Origin of the sequence: Nostoc sp. GT001, assembly GCF_030382115.1 — a bacterium.
GTDB lineage: Bacteria > Cyanobacteriota > Cyanobacteriia > Cyanobacteriales > Nostocaceae > Nostoc.
Genome location: NZ_JAUDRJ010000003.1, coordinates 6,072,401 through 6,090,129, shown reverse-complemented (window position 1 = coordinate 6,090,129; position 17,729 = coordinate 6,072,401). Strand labels below are relative to the sequence as shown.

The 17,729-nt window shown below is 41.7% G+C and carries 11 protein-coding genes and 1 pseudogene; 7 read left to right on the top strand and 5 right to left on the bottom strand.

The annotated features are described in order from the left end of the window. Positions 1–60: 60 nt before the first annotated feature. Positions 61–1,305, bottom strand: a complete 1,245-nt coding sequence (locus tag QUD05_RS28485; protein WP_289799002.1) for a response regulator — start codon at positions 1,303–1,305, stop codon at positions 61–63. Between the two features lie 501 nt (positions 1,306–1,806). After that, entirely contained in the window at positions 1,807–2,730 is a 924-nt protein-coding gene (locus QUD05_RS28480; RefSeq protein WP_289799001.1) for a tRNA (5-methylaminomethyl-2-thiouridine)(34)-methyltransferase MnmD, read from the bottom strand. A 26-nt stretch (positions 2,731–2,756) separates the two neighbouring features. Here QUD05_RS28480 and QUD05_RS28475 point away from each other — a divergent pair. Then, positions 2,757–3,579, top strand: a pseudogene (locus tag QUD05_RS28475) (sulfurtransferase). Positions 3,580–3,633: 54 nt separating this feature from the next. On the opposite strand, the gene QUD05_RS28470 reads toward QUD05_RS28475, so the two are convergent. Then, on the bottom strand, positions 3,634–4,950 hold the full coding sequence (locus QUD05_RS28470; RefSeq protein WP_409879259.1) for a hypothetical protein: 1,317 nt from the start codon (positions 4,948–4,950) through the stop codon (positions 3,634–3,636). Positions 4,951–5,598: 648 nt separating this feature from the next. Between QUD05_RS28470 and QUD05_RS28465 the strand changes: the two genes are divergently transcribed. The 4 genes from QUD05_RS28465 to QUD05_RS28450 all read left to right on the top strand — a co-directional run bounded on the left by QUD05_RS28465 (position 5,599) and on the right by QUD05_RS28450 (position 11,057). Further along, positions 5,599–7,293, top strand: coding sequence for a FecR domain-containing protein (locus QUD05_RS28465; protein ID WP_289799000.1), 1,695 nt, complete (start codon positions 5,599–5,601; stop codon positions 7,291–7,293). Between the two features lie 333 nt (positions 7,294–7,626). Next, positions 7,627–9,003: a glutathione-disulfide reductase gene (gene gor, locus QUD05_RS28460; protein ID WP_289798999.1), complete on the top strand. Its 1,377-nt coding sequence runs from the start codon at positions 7,627–7,629 to the stop codon at positions 9,001–9,003. A 112-nt stretch (positions 9,004–9,115) separates the two neighbouring features. Continuing rightward, positions 9,116–9,751, top strand: a complete 636-nt coding sequence (locus QUD05_RS28455; RefSeq protein ID WP_289798998.1) for a YqiA/YcfP family alpha/beta fold hydrolase — start codon at positions 9,116–9,118, stop codon at positions 9,749–9,751. Between the two features lie 157 nt (positions 9,752–9,908). Then, positions 9,909–11,057, top strand: coding sequence for a histidinol-phosphate transaminase (locus QUD05_RS28450; RefSeq protein ID WP_289800104.1), 1,149 nt, complete (start codon positions 9,909–9,911; stop codon positions 11,055–11,057). A gap of 8 nt (positions 11,058–11,065) precedes the next feature. On the opposite strand, the gene QUD05_RS28445 is transcribed toward QUD05_RS28450, so the two are convergent. Then, a complete protein-coding gene (locus QUD05_RS28445) occupies positions 11,066–11,620 on the bottom strand; it encodes a hypothetical protein (RefSeq protein ID WP_289798997.1) in 555 nt (184 codons plus the stop codon). A gap of 896 nt (positions 11,621–12,516) precedes the next feature. Next, positions 12,517–13,155: a GNAT family N-acetyltransferase gene (locus tag QUD05_RS28440; protein ID WP_322639206.1), complete on the bottom strand. Its 639-nt coding sequence runs from the start codon at positions 13,153–13,155 to the stop codon at positions 12,517–12,519. Positions 13,156–14,187: 1,032 nt separating this feature from the next. Between QUD05_RS28440 and QUD05_RS34540 the strand changes: the two genes are divergently transcribed. Together QUD05_RS34540 and QUD05_RS34535 are read left to right on the top strand one after the other, a co-directional pair. Continuing rightward, a complete protein-coding gene (locus QUD05_RS34540) occupies positions 14,188–15,894 on the top strand; it encodes a GAF domain-containing protein (protein WP_502911418.1) in 1,707 nt (568 codons plus the stop codon). Then, complete coding sequence (locus QUD05_RS34535; RefSeq protein WP_502911417.1) at positions 15,881–17,719, top strand: ATP-binding protein; 1,839 nt, start codon at positions 15,881–15,883, stop codon at positions 17,717–17,719. Before QUD05_RS34540 ends, QUD05_RS34535 begins: the two co-directional genes overlap by 14 nt. The last annotated feature ends 10 nt before the right edge of the window (positions 17,720–17,729 follow it).

Here is a 17,729-nt window from a genome sequence, read left to right as displayed (position 1 = left end):
AAGCAGAGATGATCGTAATACCAATTAGCGTTTATTACAGCAGCTACAAATCATTACTCCCTATTCCCCACTCTTCCCTTTTTTCTGACAAAAGCAAATAAACTCTGCAAACTGCCGCATTAGTTTGGGGTTACGCCAACCAGAATCAGTTTCTTCTTGCATCACTAAAAGTGCTTCTGCTGAAGTAAAAGCTCTTTTGTAAGGTCGTTCGCTGGTTAAGGCATCGTAAATATCAATTAACTGAAATACTTGCGCTAGGTAGGGAATATCATCCCCTTTGAGTCGATCGGGGTAGCCTGAGCCATCCCAACGTTCGTGGTGATGACGAATAATCGGAATTACACCCCGCATACTCCGTAGTGGTTGGCAGATTTTTTCTCCAATCAAAACGTGCTGCTGCATAATTTGCCAATCTTCGGGGGTGAGTTTGCCTTTTTTTAGCAGCACAGCATCGGGAATACCTACCTTTCCGATATCGTGGAGATAACCACCCCACATCAAATCTCGAATTTGATAGCGTGAGAGGTTGAGGTATTCACCAAAAACTTGTCCCAGTTTTACTAGACGTTCGCAATGATTGCCCGTATTAGGATCGCGACTTTCAATAGACATGGCAATGGAAAACAGTACTTGTTCGGCATGGTCTAAATCTTCGTTCAGACGCTTCTGCCGCACTAAGGACTTTACACGCGCTGCTAGTTCTACCCGATCGAATGGTTTGGTGAGAAAATCATCTGCCCCAACTTCAATTCCCCGAATGCGCGATCGCCTGTCATTTAATGCTGTAATAAAAATTACTGGGATTAGCCTAGTCTGCTCATCCTGTTTAAGCAATTGGCACACTTGAAATCCATCCATTCCTGGCATCATTACATCCAGCAAAATCAAATCTGGTTGTTTTTGAGTTACCAATCCCACAACAATAGAACCACTGTCCGCCTCAATCACTTCGTATCCTTCCATCCCCAAGAGGGCAACAGCAGTCATCCGACTGGCGGCATGATCGTCAACAACTAAAACCTTCGGCGGATCTAAATCAAACCCATTCACTTTAGAACCTTTGGCTTGTAGTGTTCTAGAGACCAATGAATCATCATCACAATTAACATCAGATTTTATCCAAGAAGACATTGCTTGCCGATCTTCAAGCATAAGGTCTCCTTGAGATAAGCCTAAAGAATAACCCTCCGCATTTTGCGATTCCACGGCATGATTTGAAACGATACTCTTAACTGTGCTAATGGGGTTTGACCCATTAACAATTGTTTCTGTAAAGCCTGTATGGTTGGATTTCCATTGAATCACAAAGGCACTCCAAGTTTTTGCACAAGTTAACAGTGTCAGATTTTAAAAACCAATTTAAGACTCGACTGTATCTGAGCCAGAGTTTCCATAGGAATTATGCATGATGTCAAGCTGCCGATCTGATCTCAATTTTTCGCAGCATGTATCCTTTATGGTACGAACAAGGTGTATCTTGTTGTCAAATTTTTTGCTTCTAATTCCAGTATGATAAATTCTCACAAATGTTAAATCAGGTTTTTTACGGAGATTTTTTAGCATTGTGGCATCAGAAAGCGTTAAAATTGACTGCTTTATATCGAGATATCGAATTTTGAGTTTCAAGTCTTTATAGTAATCATTAGATATAAATGTTTTTACTTCAGTTATAGCAATACTCAAGTACTGTTAAGGAGCATGTGATATTGAATACTAACATATAGATAAGCTATGTGGCTCGTAAAAACTCGTTGAATTAGGCTTGCAGTTCATAGGCATAGCATATTGTATGATATTGCAATCAAACTACAAACTACTTCCCATAAAATCCCTGCCTTGTGTTCGCAATAGCCACCTTTTTCGCCAATGAGAGGCAGGTTCTAGGCAAGAAGTTTGTTGCTCTTGTTGTCGCCGCATGATTATTACTTCGGTTGGATCGCTCATTTGAGAATCGCGATAGGGAATAGCAGCACGAGTTAGCAAGTGTTCTTTTTCGACTTCTGAGAGGGTAGTGAGTGGGAAGTGGTTTTTAGACTCAGAATTTTGAGAATGTGTTGCCACGGTACCAGGCGATCGCCTTCCTACGGGTGGGGTAGAACCTATCACCAAGCCAGCAGACAGAAGTGCTGTGCGTACAGCAGCAGCACAAGAATAAGTGGCTAATAAACCATCTGGGTGTAAACACAATGACAACTGTTTAATAAATTCAACAGTCCATAATTGAGGACACTGTGGTGGTGAAAAAGGATCGAGGAAAATTGCATCTGCCCAGAAACCTGACTGACGTACTAACGCGATTGTAGTTCTAGCATCGCCAATTAGTAGCTTCGCTTTCAAGCAAGGTGTTTGCACTTGATGCTCAAAAGCTAGCTGTTTCAAAATTTTAATATAGTTAGAGTTCCAATTGTCGAACAACTGATGAGCGATCGCCGCTTGTGGCACTGCTGGATTCAGTTCTAAACCAATTACTTCAACACAACAACTAGGATTGACTGCCCAAATTGTTTGCAAAGCAGCGGCTGTGTTATATCCTAGACCATAACAAACATCCAATAGTCGCAAGATCGGTTTTTGCGCTGCTGTAGCCAGTTGAGTAGGTTCCACAAACTTACAAAAACTTTCCTGCATAGCTCCATAATGGCTGTGAAAGGATTCACCAAACTCTTGAGAGACAAAGGTGAAAGAACCATCTGCTGTTAACTTAGGTGTAAAATTCTCTAAGTCTGACATCTTACAAAAAAACTAAATAATGACTAATGCCCAATCCCCAATTTGTTGTTTCGCCAGCTTGGCTGTTTGAACATCTAGAAGATCCACAAGTTGTTATTGTGGATTGTCGCTTTTCTTTAACCGATCCACAACTAGGACAACAACAGTATCAAACGAGTCATATAGAGGGGTCATATTACTTAGATTTGAATCAGGATCTTTCCAGTCCAGTGGGTAAGCATGGCGGAAGACATCCTCTACCTAACCCTAATCATATAGCTAACAAATTGGCAGCGATTGGGGTAAATTATCAAAAAAGTTTAGTTGTAGCTTATGATGATTCGGGCTTTGCTTTTGCAGCTCGTCTCTGGTGGCTGTTGCGCTATCTAGGACACGAGCAAGTAGCAGTGCTGGATGGCGGCTTGACTGGATGGCAAAAAGCTGGATATTCTGTTACACATATTATTCCTTCCCCCCGAATGGGTACGTTTGTCCCTCAAGTACAAACAGAAAAGGTGGTAGATATTACAGCGGTGAAAAGCCGGAAAGATAGCCACGAGGTAGTACTGGTAGATTCAAGAGAGAGCGATCGCTACCGAGGCGAACGAGAGCCAATCGATCGAATTGCTGGACATATTCCCGGTGCAGTCAACTATCCCTGGCAAGAAGTTACAGACTCTTCCGGCTACCTAATTCCTCAAGAAGAACAACGCCGTCGGTGGGAAAAGCTAGAAACAGCGGAAGAAATATTGGTATATTGCGGTTCTGGCGTTACTGCTTGTGTGAATTTACTTTCTTTAGAATTAGCTAGGTATTAGCAAGGGTAAACTTTATGCTGGTAGCTGGAGTGATTGGATTTCCTATTTATAGTTAGGAGTTAGGAGTGAGAAGTTAAAAATTAAAACTCCAAACTCCTAACTCTTCTCAAAACCGACCTAATTGCAAACCGTAATTAATAGTGAAGAACCAGCCATCAAAATCAATGTTTTCGGCGGTTGAACTACCTAAAGTCACTCCAGCTTGGACATTCATATTAATAGTGTCGGATATTCGGTAATTTAAGTGTCCGAATAGCCGATAAAATTCGTCTTCTCGATCGCGCTGTGTAAAGTCTGATAAGTACATCTGGTAGCCAATACCAACCTGAAGAGGCTTTTGTAAGTAGTAGTTCAGAGACACCCAAAAGGAATTGATTATCCGATTACGACTTTGGGGGTCAGCAAAATTTACACTCAATTCGTAGAAGCTATCTAGGGTTAATCTTGAAGTTAAGGGATCTCGCCGTCCCAAAGACAGTTGTAAGGAATTTTCATTTAAAAAGCGATCGCCTGCTTTGAAGCTATCCAAACGATTGCTGCTGTTGGCATAAAATAACTGTTGATTGCTCCAACTGATTTCTCCAAACATTCGTTGGGATAGCTGCTGGTAAATACTGAGATTGAATCTCACCTGGTTGTAATTATATTCTGACTGATTTATATAACGAATCAGATTGCCATCAATTGAGCCATTTAAAAAAGTTTTAGATCCCAAAGGGAAATATGTAGAGGCTAGTGTCAGTCCAGAAATAATTAAACCATCTTCTATAGGACTATCATTTGAGGAAAATATGTTATTCGTTTGGAAGTAGCCGACACGTCCTTGTAGATAGCCGATAGGTTTAAACTGAGGTACAGGTTGTTCTGTCGGTGGTGGTAGCTGTTGTTCTAGGGGCCGTAACCGCACCCGTAACCCCAATTCGCGATCGCTATTAGATTCAAATGGTAGTTTTGGCGATCGTAGTAGTTCTATCAACCTCTCTCGCCTTTGAGAATACTCTCTCTCAGGTAAATTTAATAGTTGCTCCTTTGAGTCTGAAGGAGATATGGGCAAATTATTTGGCTGCGATTCTAGCTGTGGCGGGTCATTTTGCTTTTGAGTATCTATAGGTTCTTCGGTTTGATCTGGGATTTGAGTCGTTTCTGGTATTTGCTGTGCCAGATTTAACGGCATCCGAGAGTCTAAAGTATGTAACTCACTTGACAGCTTGCAAAAAGAGTTAATTGCTTTTTGCTCCAACTTATGACATAACTGCTCATGAGTTACCTGTGTAGTTGCTAAATTACTAGTATGCAAAACATCTGTAATTGCAAATTCTGCCGCATCCACTCTAATGCAACACCAGCTTCCACCACTGGACGTTAACAAAATACAAAAAAACAAATTTTTCCAGTTATTGAGTCGCATCTGGTTAGATCGCATTGATTGCGTTTGGCAAATGTAGACCCACAAGCTGTATCGGAAGTTCCGACTACAAAGATACAGTTGATTGCATCTATTTTAAGCTTTGTAGGTATATACTGAAACTACAAACTAAAATTATTGCTTTTCGGATTTTTCCCAGATTTTTTTGAACAACTGAGATGCTCCGATAAAATTACTGCTTAAATTTTAGTGAAATACAGCAAGTGGGTAATTTCACAACAAATCTTAGCAAGTTATTGCCCCCTATAATTAATGACCCCCTGACTGAACTGATTATAAAGGATTATATGTAAGGTGCTTCTCGTTTAATTTTTTATATCAAATACTAACTTTTCAATCTCCCACAGACTTTATTGCATACAATTTCATTTTCTGAAGGAAAACTTAAATCAACTAGATACATATAGTAATCCAATTTGATTCATGAACTGGCTTGTATAGATAAGGAACATGTAAATACGAAAAAAATAATAGATGTGTACTGAGTTTTTTCAAAAATAAAATATGAGTCTCTTGTTTGATTTAATGCATTAAATCTAAATTAAAATTTAAACTAATTTATCTAAAAAAACTCTTACAACAATTAGCATTAGCTTAAACTTTAATTTTTGTGATATTAATTGAAGGTCAAAATTTTTTCAACCTATGTTTTATAAATCGTTTCCATTATTAGTGATTGGTTTATGGGGACTTATAGTACTTCCTCTGCCAAATCGGGTAAGTGCTATAACTCCTCTAACGCGAGCAGAGATTCAGAACCTCCGCAACATCGTACAACTGATACCCAAAGATAAATTGAAGAAACGTCCTGCACGCAAATTAGATGCAATGACCCCTGGGGACGGGTTGTCAACTGGTCGAGCTTCTCTAGCAGATTTGCGTTTTAATGATGGCTCTTTGGCACGAGTTGGAGAACAGGCGTTATTTCAATTTTTGCCGAAGACTCGTGACTTTAAACTGACAAATGGGACTGTGTTGTTGCTCATCCCACCAGGAAAGGGACAAACACGTATACAAACACCAAATGCAGCAGCAGCAATTCGTGGTTCAGCATTATTTGTACGCTACGACCCACAAACAGACACCACGATTGTAGGTGCGCTGACAAATAGCGGTATTGAAGTTTCTAACAAGAAAGCTTCTCAAACTCAGGTGTTGGAAGCAGGACAAATGGTGATTATAGTTAAAGGCGAATTTCAGAGGTTATATGATTTTGATCTCAGAAATTTTTATGAAACGAGCCAGATGGTTCGGGAACTTGATTTGAACAGGCAGAGTCCTGTGCCTACACCCGATCCTGCAATCACCAGTGTTCAAGCCGAAACTGCTGCGGCTTTGGAAGCACAGCCACCGATAAAAGGTGAGGGAGTATTTGAAATGAATCTACCTCCTACACGCAACACCCCAACTGAGACAACATCCGACACCTCAACTCAGACAACATCCGACACCCCAGCTAAGACAACACCCGACACCCCAGCTAAGACAACACCCGACACCCCAGCTAAGACAACACCTGTAACGCCGATAGATCCAACACCCGTAACTCCAGTAACACCAACATCTGTAACCTCAACAGATCCAACACCTGTAACGCCGATAGATCCAACACCCGTAACTCCAGTAACGCCAATACCTGTAACGCCGATAGATCCAACACCCATAACTCCAGTAACGCCAACACCTGTAACCTCAACAGATCCAACACCCGTAACGCCGATAGATCCAACACCCGTAACTCCAGTAACGCCAACACCTGTAACCTCAACAGATCCAACACCCGTAACGCCGATAGATCCAACACCCGTAACTCCAGTAACGCCAACACCTGTAACCTCAACAGATCCAACACCCGTAACGCCGATAGATCCAACGCCCGTAACTCCAGTAACACCAACACCTGTAACCTCAACAGATCCAACACCTGTAACGCCGATAGATCCAACGCCCGTAACTCCAGTAACACCAACACCTGTAACCTCAACAGATCCAACTCCCGTAACGCCGATAGATCCAACGCCCGTAACTCCAGTAACGCCAACACCCGTAACCTCAACAGATCCAACTCCCGTAACGCCGATAGATCCAACGCCCGTAACTCCAGTAACGCCAACACCCGTAACTCCAGTAACGCCAACACCCGTAACTCCAGTAACGCCAACACCTGTAACCTCAACAGATCCAACACCTGTAACGCCGATAGATCCAACACCCGTAACTCCAGTAACACCAACACCCGTAACTCCAGTAACGCCAACACCCGTAACTCCAGTAACGCCAACACCCGTAACGCCAGTAACACCAACGCCCGTAACGCCAACTGACTCTCCAAGTACATAAAAATTGCTAATGGTAGTAAAAAATGCTATGCAAACACCGAAGGCAGTAGGTTTTGTCATAATTTTGCGTAATTCTTGTGGAACTTAGCTGCTTCAATGCGATAGCACAGACTTATGCTCCACTAGGGGCAGAACTATACAACTGTTAACTACTGCTTTTACAAGCTGCCAAAGCAAAAAGTGATATTCCCTACGACCAGATAGCATCTGCTAACGCTAGATTAAATCAAGGACAGGACTTACACAGGGTTCACCGGATATCCTTATATAGTTCAATCACTTTCTGTGTGTAAGTTCCCAGGAACTCACTTGTTGCTAAAGAGAACATAAACTTATGACTTTTGATTACGACCTGTTTGTAATTGGTGCGGGTTCTGGAGGTTTGGCGGCTTCCAAACGAGCGGCTAGCTACGGCGCAAAAGTGGCGATCGCTGAATATGATTTAGTTGGTGGCACTTGTGTGATTCGCGGTTGCGTTCCCAAAAAACTCATGGTCTATGGCTCTCACTTTCCCGAACTGTTCAGTGATGCTTCAGGCTATGGCTGGAAAGTAGGTAATGCTGAGTTTGACTGGGAATATTTCATTACATCTATAGATAAGGAAGTTCGACGGCTGTCGCAACTACATATAAGCTTCTTGGAAAAAGCCGGAGTAGAACTATTTTCTGGCCGCGCCACATTGGTAGACCCCCACACCATAGAAGTTGATGGACGTAAGGTTACAGCAGACAAAATTTTAATTGCTGTTGGTGGGCGTCCTGTCAAGCCAGATTTACCAGGGATGGAACATGGCATTACCTCCAACGAAATGTTTCATCTAAAAGAACAACCAAAACACATCGTTATTATTGGCGCTGGTTATATCGGCACGGAATTTGCTTGTATTATGCGTGGTTTGGGTTCTGAAGTGACACAAATTACCAGAGGTGAAAAGATTTTAAATGGTTTTGATGAAGATGTCCGTATAGAAATTGAAGAGGGCATGACAAACCACGGAATTCGCTTGATTAAGAATAATGTGGTGAAAGCAATTGAACGTGTGCCAGAAGGGTTGAAATTGACTTTATCAGGGGACGATCAAGAACCAGTAATTGCCGATGTGTTTTTAGTAGCGACTGGTCGAACTCCCAATGTAGATGGATTAGGTTTAGAAAACGCTGGGGTTGATGTTGTCGCCAGTTCTATAGAAGGGCCTGGATACGCTACCACAAATGCAATCGCAGTCAATGAATATAGTCAAACTAGTCAACCGAATATTTTTGCTGTTGGCGATGTCACCGACCGAATCAATTTAACTCCCGTGGCCATTGGCGAAGGTCGCGCCTTTGCCGATAGCGAATTTGGGAATAATCGCCGCGAATTCAGTCACGAAACTGTGCCCACAGCCATATTTTCTAGCCCAGAAGCCGCAACAGTCGGCTCGACAGAAGCCGAAGCACGGGAAAAACTTGGTGATGCCGTCAAAATTTTTCGCACTCGCTTCCGCCCCATGTACCACAGTTTGACTGGTAAGCAAGAAAAGACAATGATGAAGTTGGTAGTTGATAGCAATACCGACAAAGTTATAGGCGCTCACATGGTAGGTGAAAGTGCCGCTGAGATTATCCAAGGTATAGCGATCGCAGTCAAGATGGGCGCAACTAAAAAAGACTTTGATGCCACTGTGGGTATCCATCCCTCATCCGCAGAGGAATTTGTCACAATGCGGTAATAAAACTTAGGAGTGAGGAGTTGTGAGTTATGAATTATAAATGAGTCATAAAAAATGATAAATCTTTATTTATCAACACTCAATAATTTTTAACTCCTAACTGTTTACAACTTTGGACTACATATATCTTCACGGCTTTGCTTCTAGCCCTAATTCTGCCAAAGCGCGGGATATAAGCGATCACTTTACCCAAATTCACACAAAGCTGAAAATTCCCGATCTCAATGTAGGCGATTTTTCCCAGTTGACAATCACTCGTCAGATCGCTCAAGTTGCCGCAGAATTTAACAATGATTCTACACCAGTAACGCTGATTGGCTCAAGTTTGGGTGGTTTAACTGCCGCCCACTTGGGACAACAAAATTTGCAAGTACAACGCTTAGTTTTACTAGCACCAGCTTTTGGGTTTTTATCCCATTGGTTGCCCAAGCTAGGAGATGAAGAAGTACAGCGTTGGCAGCAAGAAAAATCTATCATGGTCTACCACTACGGGGAAGAGCGATTAATTCCTTTAAGTTACGATTTCGTCATAGACGCTGCCCAATACCAAGAAAAACTTTTGCAACGTCCTATCTCCACGCTAATTTTGCACGGAAAAAAGGATGAAGTCATTCCGATAGAAGCTAGTCGTGACTTTGCGCGATCGCGTCCTTGGGTTGAGTTAGTCGAACTCGACAGTGACCACGCTTTGGGTAATGTTATGGAAGAAATTTGGCAGGCAATTCGCCTCTTTTGCCAATTACCTTGAAGTTGTAAAATATTAGACTCACATATAAATAATGTCCTTAGTCATTTGTCCTTTGTTAGTTACTAATGACCAATACTTCTCTACGAGAGGCTGCGCCAACGACTACGCTCAGTACAAGTGACTAATGACTAATGACCAATGACTAATGACTAAAACTATGCTTCCCTTCATCCGGTCAGATTTAGCCCAATTCACCGCCTATAAACCTCATCCTAGCAGCGATACAGCCGATTCTGTCGCCACACAGTTTGATCGGCTAGATACAAATGAAAGCCCTTACGATTTACCACCTGAGTTAAAAGAGAAGCTGGCGTGGACTTATCAGCAAGTAATTGAAACAAATCGTTATCCTGATGGCGGACATGAAACACTTAAGGATGCGATCGCTGAGTACGTCAATCACTCAGCCGCCCTCTCATCATCCTTATTTACTGCTGTCAATATTTCTGTTGGTAATGGTTCAGATGAACTAATCCGCTCTTTATTAATCGCCACCTGTCTAAAAGGAGAAGGGTCAATTCTCGTTGCCAATCCCACTTTCTCGATGTACGGAATTTTGGCGCAAACTTTGGGGATTCCTGTAGTGGCGGTGGGGAGAAATGAAACAAATTTTGAAATTGACATAAGCGACGCACAGTCTGCGATCGAACAAACTCAAAATCCTCCTATTCGCGTAGTTTTCGTAGTACATCCCAATTCGCCGACTGCTAACAGCTTAACTGAGGCAGAGTTGGCGTGGTTAAGAAGCTTGCCACACCATATTTTAGTAGTAATTGATGAAGCTTACTTTGAATTCAGTCAAACTACCCTAGTAGGTGAATTAGCACAGCATCCTAATTGGGTAATATTACGCACTTTTTCTAAAGCTTTCCGATTGGCATCTCTCCGTATTGGTTATTGCGTTGCCCATCCCGAAGCGATCGCCATTTTAGAAAAAGTTCGCTTACCCTACAATCTCCCCAGTTTTTCCCTAGCAGCTGCCTTAGTTGGTTTACAAAATCGTAAACTCTTGCTCGAATCAATTCCCCAAACCCTGAGCGAAAGAGCCAAACTCATCGAAATTTTATCCCAACAACCGGAACTACAAATTACTCCAAGTGCTGCCAACTTTATTTACCTGCGTTTTAAACCAAATGTCTTTAATTCACAAGAAGCTGCTTTAAAAACTTTCCACCAGAAACTCAGAACACTCGGCACTCTTGTACGGTACATTAGTGGAGGATTACGAATTACTGTCGGAACGATAGAAGAAAACGCCCGCACCGTTAATCGAGTAAAAGCTGCTTTGGCAAATTTGTCATCTTAGCAATTTACTCAGTAATTAAACCTGCTATTTACCTCACTCCCCAAACGGCGTACTACTCCAACTGTTTGTGGCAGCACACCTACTAAAAGAGCAAAGGCAACATCCGGCAAAAGAGCCACTATTTCTGGTGGAAAGTATTGTTCAAATTGATCGAGAATTTTCTGTACTCGCTGCCCAGGCAGTGGATTTTCTGTAATTTGCTTGATCAATCGAATCCACTGTCGCCTAATCAAGTAAGCCTTCTGGCGTTCTTCATTAGATTCAGGAGTTAATAAAGAAAGATTACCTATGGGCAGTGCCCTTTGGCAATCACAATCGTAATCCCCACCCACAGCAGCCCCAGGGCCAGCAAACTCTGCATGGTAGCGTTTAAAAAGTATTAATCCATTTCGCCTACGACTATTGACGATGAAAACTTCTCCACTGTGCAAACGTGTAAGGATATCCGAGCTTTGTGATTGCTCAGTTCCGTCTGACATGACAACAGAGTCAAGGAAAGTAGTTTCAGGGTAATAAGTTGATACCATAGAGGTCTGATAGCGTCGATGCTGTTCGCTATCCATGTTTTTTAAACTTTTAATGAATGTTGTTGTAGTATGCACTTCAAAACGGAACTAGCTGTTATATCAAATCAAGTTTTTGAATTCTTTTATTATCAAGACCTTTCTGGTCAATCCAACTAAAAATAACAATATATAGGCGTTGTTTCAGTAATTGAGTGATTATATTTTATGAGATATAACTAGATTTGTCTGTAAACTATACGAGTATTTTCTTAAAGTTTTTATAAAGATGAATATATTAATTACAAATTTTTTATGAGGAAGTAATTGATTTCTTTCAATGCAATTTCGCGTATCTTCCGATTATAGTCTATTTTCATCTATATTGAATGCTTTCAAAAATTTGTTAACCATAAATTCCAAAAGCTAAATTTAACATTTTTTAATATTAAAAATATTTACCAAAAAGATAATTTCTTTATAGGGACGAGGTTATTTTTCGTAAAAAGTTTAAATCAAATATTCTTTTGATAAAAAATTTATTAAAAGCTATTTAAGAAGCGAGTAAATTAACAAACATATTTTAGTTTTAATTTATAGGACTCCTATTTGATTGCGTCAAAAAACTCAATATAACTCAAAGAGCCTTATTTATCGTTAGCTTTTGCCTGCTAAAGCAAGTCAGTCATCGAAATCAAAGCGGATTTATCTGGATATTTAGCTAATGTTGGCTAGATTTCTAATTAAACCCCATCCAGTTGAAAACCTGGAGTTCTTAAGAAGAGTATATTATTTAGTCCTGGCTTGAGTTTTGAGCTTTCTCTAAGTCAAAATAACTATGGTTCTCAAGGTAGAAGTGGTTTAGCTTAGTTTGTGTTTGATTGCCGCTATGAGTTACAGATTTTATCGAATTAATTGGAACAGAATACAAAACTTGACAATTGCCAACACAAAACTCAGATAATGGAATCAGCACTCAGGTGCTTATGCAATAACATCTGGCTTGAGCGTCTTAGAAAAAATGTATTCCAATTAGATTCGACTTTATGCACTCGATATCCCAGCTTGAAATACAGCTGTCGTGCTTGATAGTTATTTTCTAAAACATGGAGATATAAGTCTTGAAATCCCCACTCGCGAGAGACTTTTTCACAGCTAGTAAGTAATCCTGAAGCCACACCATGTCTACGGTATTTTGGGTGAACCGCTAAATTAGATAAGTAAGGAAAACCTACACCAACCTGGTTCCATGAATCACTGCTGTAGCGTATACCCATTTCCACACTTCCTACTAAGTTATTAGCTTCACTAGTAGTAGCTTCAAAGGCAACTAAGCAAAGATGACGGGGCGCAGGTGATGCCATCCGATGCCTTAAGTCTTCGTAAATACCCAGACGTAGCAACGGGAAAGCCCATCCCCATATACCCTTGTGGGAGTGAAAGCTTTCAGTAATAATTTGGGCAACACCAATCAAATCAGCAGGTGTAGCTGTACGAATTTGGAATTGGCAGGAAGCTGGATCGATTGGTTGTTGGTGGTATGGGTGAAAAAACCGATATTTCAAGGCTAGTTTAGTATTGATTTTATTCAACAAAAATTTTCTCAAATATCCTAAAACAAGATTAAAACTAAATCAGAACTTTATAGAGTTGCCCAGAAAATTTAACTGAACCAATATTGCTAATTCGCTTTTGCTTGTAGATTAAACAAATTTTTACACTTTAGTTTGGAGTTTTATAACCTGCATTTTTAAAAGAGTATTAGGAGTTACAACTTCATAAATCTATAACCTTAAATTCAGTATATTCATCGCATCCCTTGTTTTAGGTAGGCACAATCTCAAACTGATTGCCACAAAAACATTTGTAAAGTGATAGAGCTTTGAGCCAGTGGGCAGAGAAATAGCATAACTTGTCTGTAAGCAGCATCTCCAAAATTGTTAAGTAAGTACACTATTGGCAAACTCTGGTTTAAGACCACCTTTGGTTGTACTACTGAACTTGTTTTTTGCAGTTACCGCTACACTGATACTACTTTGCTACTAAGTCATCTAAATAGGCTGTACAGTTACTGGGACAAGAATCTGTAAGGTTCCCTAATCCCTAATCTCTAACTCCTCAAGCACTACCACTTGTCTTAATGATAGTTCTGATTGCTAAATTAGAAAGAGGTATTTGTCTAATAGTATACTTTGGCTTTAAATCTTATTGTTTTAATTTCGCTGACTCTACCATGACTACCATAAATAAAATTTACCTGCAAGTGTTATTACAACAGCTGTGGAGGGAAAACTTAATATGCAGCTTTATCTGGATTTTTCAGCTGGCTATGAGCGCTGTATGTATTATCAGACATTGCTCACAGGAGGTGAAAAAAGATTTGGCAAGTAAGCGTCGACTCTGTAACACTAAAACTGACAATGAAAGCAATTACACTGCACCAACGCAAACGGTAATCGGCACAAGCAATTGAGACGAATTTCTGTGAGCAAACGCTCCTACACTCAGCAGTCATGTAGCCAAATAGCCCTATTGGTCGAAATGCTCTGCTCTTACCTGACTCAGAAAAATCCTTACCTGATCAGATTATTCTTTATCCGACTGCCGTTGCAGCAGGAAAGCGGTGCATGAAATCCCAAGCAAACAGTAAGCCTAAAATTTTGGTTGTCGATGATGAACCAGACAACCTTGACTTGCTTTACCGCACTTTCTATCGTGATTATAAGGTGCTAAGGGCAACCTCTGGCCCTGCGGCCCTCGATCTGCTGGCTCAAGAGGGAGAGATCGCGGTGATCATCTCCGATCAGCGGATGCCGATGATGAGCGGTACAGAATTTTTGAGCCTAACAGCAACTCAATATCCAGATATTATTCGGATTATTTTAACTGGCTACACCGATGTCGAAGACTTGGTGGAAGCAATTAACGCTGGTAAGGTATTTAAATATGTCACTAAACCGTGGGAAGCGGAGGAACTAAAAGCGGTGGTACGCCAAGCTTTGGATACCCACAATGTCCTCAAAGCTAGAACCCGCGAACTTACCCGCACACTCCGTCAAGAATCGCTGCTGAATACCGTTACCAATACGATTCGCAGCGCTTTAGACTACAGACAAATTTTGCAAGCAATTGTAGACACAGTGGGTCACATGTTGGAAGTGGATGTTTGTCTGCTACGTCCCTTCCAAGATGAGCAGTTGGCGGATAAAGGGTTTATTTATCAGAAACCTCTTTCTGAAGAAACAGAGGTGCAGGAGATCGGAGCGGAAGTAGCAGTAAGTCTTTCCTCTGTGCCCGCTATATCCTCTGCAACTCCTCTGCCTCTTTTGGCTCAGACAGTGTGGGAAACCCGCGAAGTTCAAGTGATTCACGATGCGATCGATGATGAGCGCATTCACGGTAACACTCCCGAACTGCGTGAGCGGGGGCAAGCTTTTGCTGCTGCTAACATTTGTTCTAGTTTAGTTGTGCCATTGATCTGCCAACAAGAACTGATGGCGGTGCTAGCGCTGCACCAGTGTTCTGTTCCTCGCTTCTGGGGCGAGGATGAGGTGCAGTTAGTTTTGATGGTAGCGGATCAGGCAGCTTTAGCTTTGTCTCAAGCTTATGCTTACGAACAAGTACGTGCCCTTGCCAAGCGAGAGAGCTTGATTAATACGATTACTAGCGCAATTCGCTCTAGCTTAGATCCTCAAGATATCTTTGCGGCTATTACCCAACAATTGGGACAAGCTTTACAAGTTGATGGCTGCGTCTTGTCTTTGTGGACAGAGGAAGATGAGTTTGTTGAATGTGTGGGTTTGTATGATAGTTTTCAACATCTAGAAAATTTAAGAGCGCCAGCCCCAGATCATAATTTAAGTAGCAATAATCACCTACCAAACCAGAGATTACCCTATTCTCAAGCATCGATTCAGGAAAATCCCATCCTCCAACAAATGCTACAGACACATGAACCTGTGGTAATTGGTAATGTGAGCCATTCTCCCTCAGATGTGCGGGGTTTTGATTTGCCTTTAAAAATGCCAGCGCGATCGCTAATGTTTGTGCCATTATTGGCTGATGGTAAATGTATTGGTAGTATTACTTTGCATGAAGGTAAAAAAGTACGCCAGTGGTTGCCATCTGATATCGATTTGGCGAAAGCAGTAGCAGCGCAAGCCGCGATCGCTGTGCAGCAGTCACACTTATATCAAAAAACTCGCCAACAAGCTGAACGCTTACTGGAATTAGACAAACAAAAAACCGAATTTTTCCAAAATATTTCCCATGAGTTTCGCACACCGATTACCTTGATTCAAGGGCGCTTTAGAGTCAGCGGTGGCGGCTGGTGAGGGATTATCTTACTCCCAAAGTGCGATCGCCCTGCGTAACTCCCGCCGCCTGCTGCGACTGGTAAATCAACTCCTGGATTTACAACGCCTGAATGCCGGGAGAATGCAGCCTAGCTTCCATCCCTGTGATTTAGTCGAATTTGTCAGCCAAATAGTTGAATCTTTTCGTCCCTACTGTGAGAAAAAGAGACTGCATCTAGCTACCCAGTTAGATGAGTGTTCAACGGTGTACTTGGACATGGAAAAATTTGACAAGGTGGTTTATAACCTCTTGTCAAATGCCATGAAGTTTACTCCCGAAGGTGGCACCATCAGTGTCAGACTAAAATCTGAGCGCGATCGCTGCATATTACAAGTGCAAGATACTGGAATTGGTATTGTTAAAGAACAAATTCCCCACCTATTTGAGCGCTTTCGCCAAGCTGAAGGTTCAGCAAACCGCTCCTATGAAGGCAGTGGTTTGGGTTTAGCTTTAGTTAAAGAATTAGTAGAATTACATGGTGGTCAAGTCACTGTGGAATCAGTGTATGGTGAAGGTACTACTTTTAGTTTATGGCTGGTGACTGGAAATGCTCATTTACCTACACAGCAAGTAGTAGAAACGCCTACAGAACTGAATACAAGCCGCGCTAGCGTAGAATTAGCTGATTTAGAACTAGTAGAGTCAACAACAGACAATATTGAAGATATTACAATAAACCTCTCCCCCAATGTTGATACTCAAGACTCAGCACATAAGACTCAGCACTCAATTTTAGTTGTAGATGACAACCCCGATTTGCGAACCTATGTATCTGAAATTTTCCGCCGTAATGGCTATCATGTACAGACAGCTCGTAACGGTCATGAAGGGCACAGTAGAGCGAAGGAAATTCTACCCAGCTTGATTGTGACTGACTTAATGATGCCGTTAGTGAGCGGACTTGAGATGATTCAGATGATCCGCAATGAGGAGACGTTGAAAGGAACACCAATCATTCTGCTGACAGCGAAAGTAGATGAGGAAACCCGCATCGAAGGTACAGAAAATGGCGCGGACGCTTATTTAGCAAAACCATTTAACGATCGGGAACTTTTGGCAGAAGTTCGGAATCTTTTAGCGTTGAAAGAAAATGAACGGCGAATTGTGGAGTTAAATACTTATCTAACAGAATCGGTGCTAAAGCGCTTTTTACCTGCTGTATTGGTGCAAAAAGCCGCAACCGGAGATTTAACGTTAGATTTGCGCCCAGAACCGCGCTTAATTACAGTTTTATTTAGTGACATTGTGGGTTTTACACAGCTAGCAAATACTCTCAGATCCCGACGAGTTGCAGAGCTGCTAAATGAATATTTAGAAGCCATGACCAAAGTTGTCTTTAGCAATGGCGGCACTGTAGATAAATTTATGGGAGATGCTATTTTAGCTTTATATGGAGCGCCGGAAGAACTAACCCCTAATGAACAAGTGCGTCGTGCCATCAATACAGCAAGAGCAATGCACCGCTCACTGGCTGACTTGAACCAGCGCTGGCGAGAGCAAGGTGTATTCGATAGCGACAAACTTACTAGCGTACAGTTCCGATGCGGTATTCACCAAGGTACTGCTGTTGTGGGGATGTTTGGTAGCGCTGAACGCGCCGACTATACTGCTATTGGCCCAAGTGTGAATATTGCCGCAAGGTTGCAAGCTGCCGCTGTTCCCGGTACAATCCTGGTTTCTGCTGCCGTAGCAGATTATTTACAGGAAGGAGAAATTACTAAAGGTAGTCCGCTAGAACTTAAAGGCGTAGATGAAACAGTTTTGACTTTTGCTGTTTCACCAGAGGTAATGGTTAATCGCTAAAATTTAGACT

What these genes read in the sequence shown, in the direction of transcription:
- QUD05_RS28445 (WP_289798997.1), bottom strand. Translation starts at nt 11,620, where the DNA reads ATGGATAGCGAACAGCATCGACGCTATCAGACCTCTATGGTATCAACT.
- QUD05_RS28470 (WP_409879259.1), bottom strand. Translation starts at nt 4,950, where the DNA reads ATGCGATCTAACCAGATGCGACTCAATAACTGGAAAAATTTGTTTTTT.
- QUD05_RS34540 (WP_502911418.1), top strand. Translation starts at nt 14,188, where the DNA reads ATGAAATCCCAAGCAAACAGTAAGCCTAAAATTTTGGTTGTCGATGAT.
- QUD05_RS28480 (WP_289799001.1), bottom strand. Translation starts at nt 2,730, where the DNA reads ATGTCAGACTTAGAGAATTTTACACCTAAGTTAACAGCAGATGGTTCT.
- gor (WP_289798999.1), top strand. Translation starts at nt 7,627, where the DNA reads ATGACTTTTGATTACGACCTGTTTGTAATTGGTGCGGGTTCTGGAGGT.
- QUD05_RS28450 (WP_289800104.1), top strand. Translation starts at nt 9,909, where the DNA reads ATGCTTCCCTTCATCCGGTCAGATTTAGCCCAATTCACCGCCTATAAA.
- QUD05_RS28465 (WP_289799000.1), top strand. Translation starts at nt 5,599, where the DNA reads ATGTTTTATAAATCGTTTCCATTATTAGTGATTGGTTTATGGGGACTT.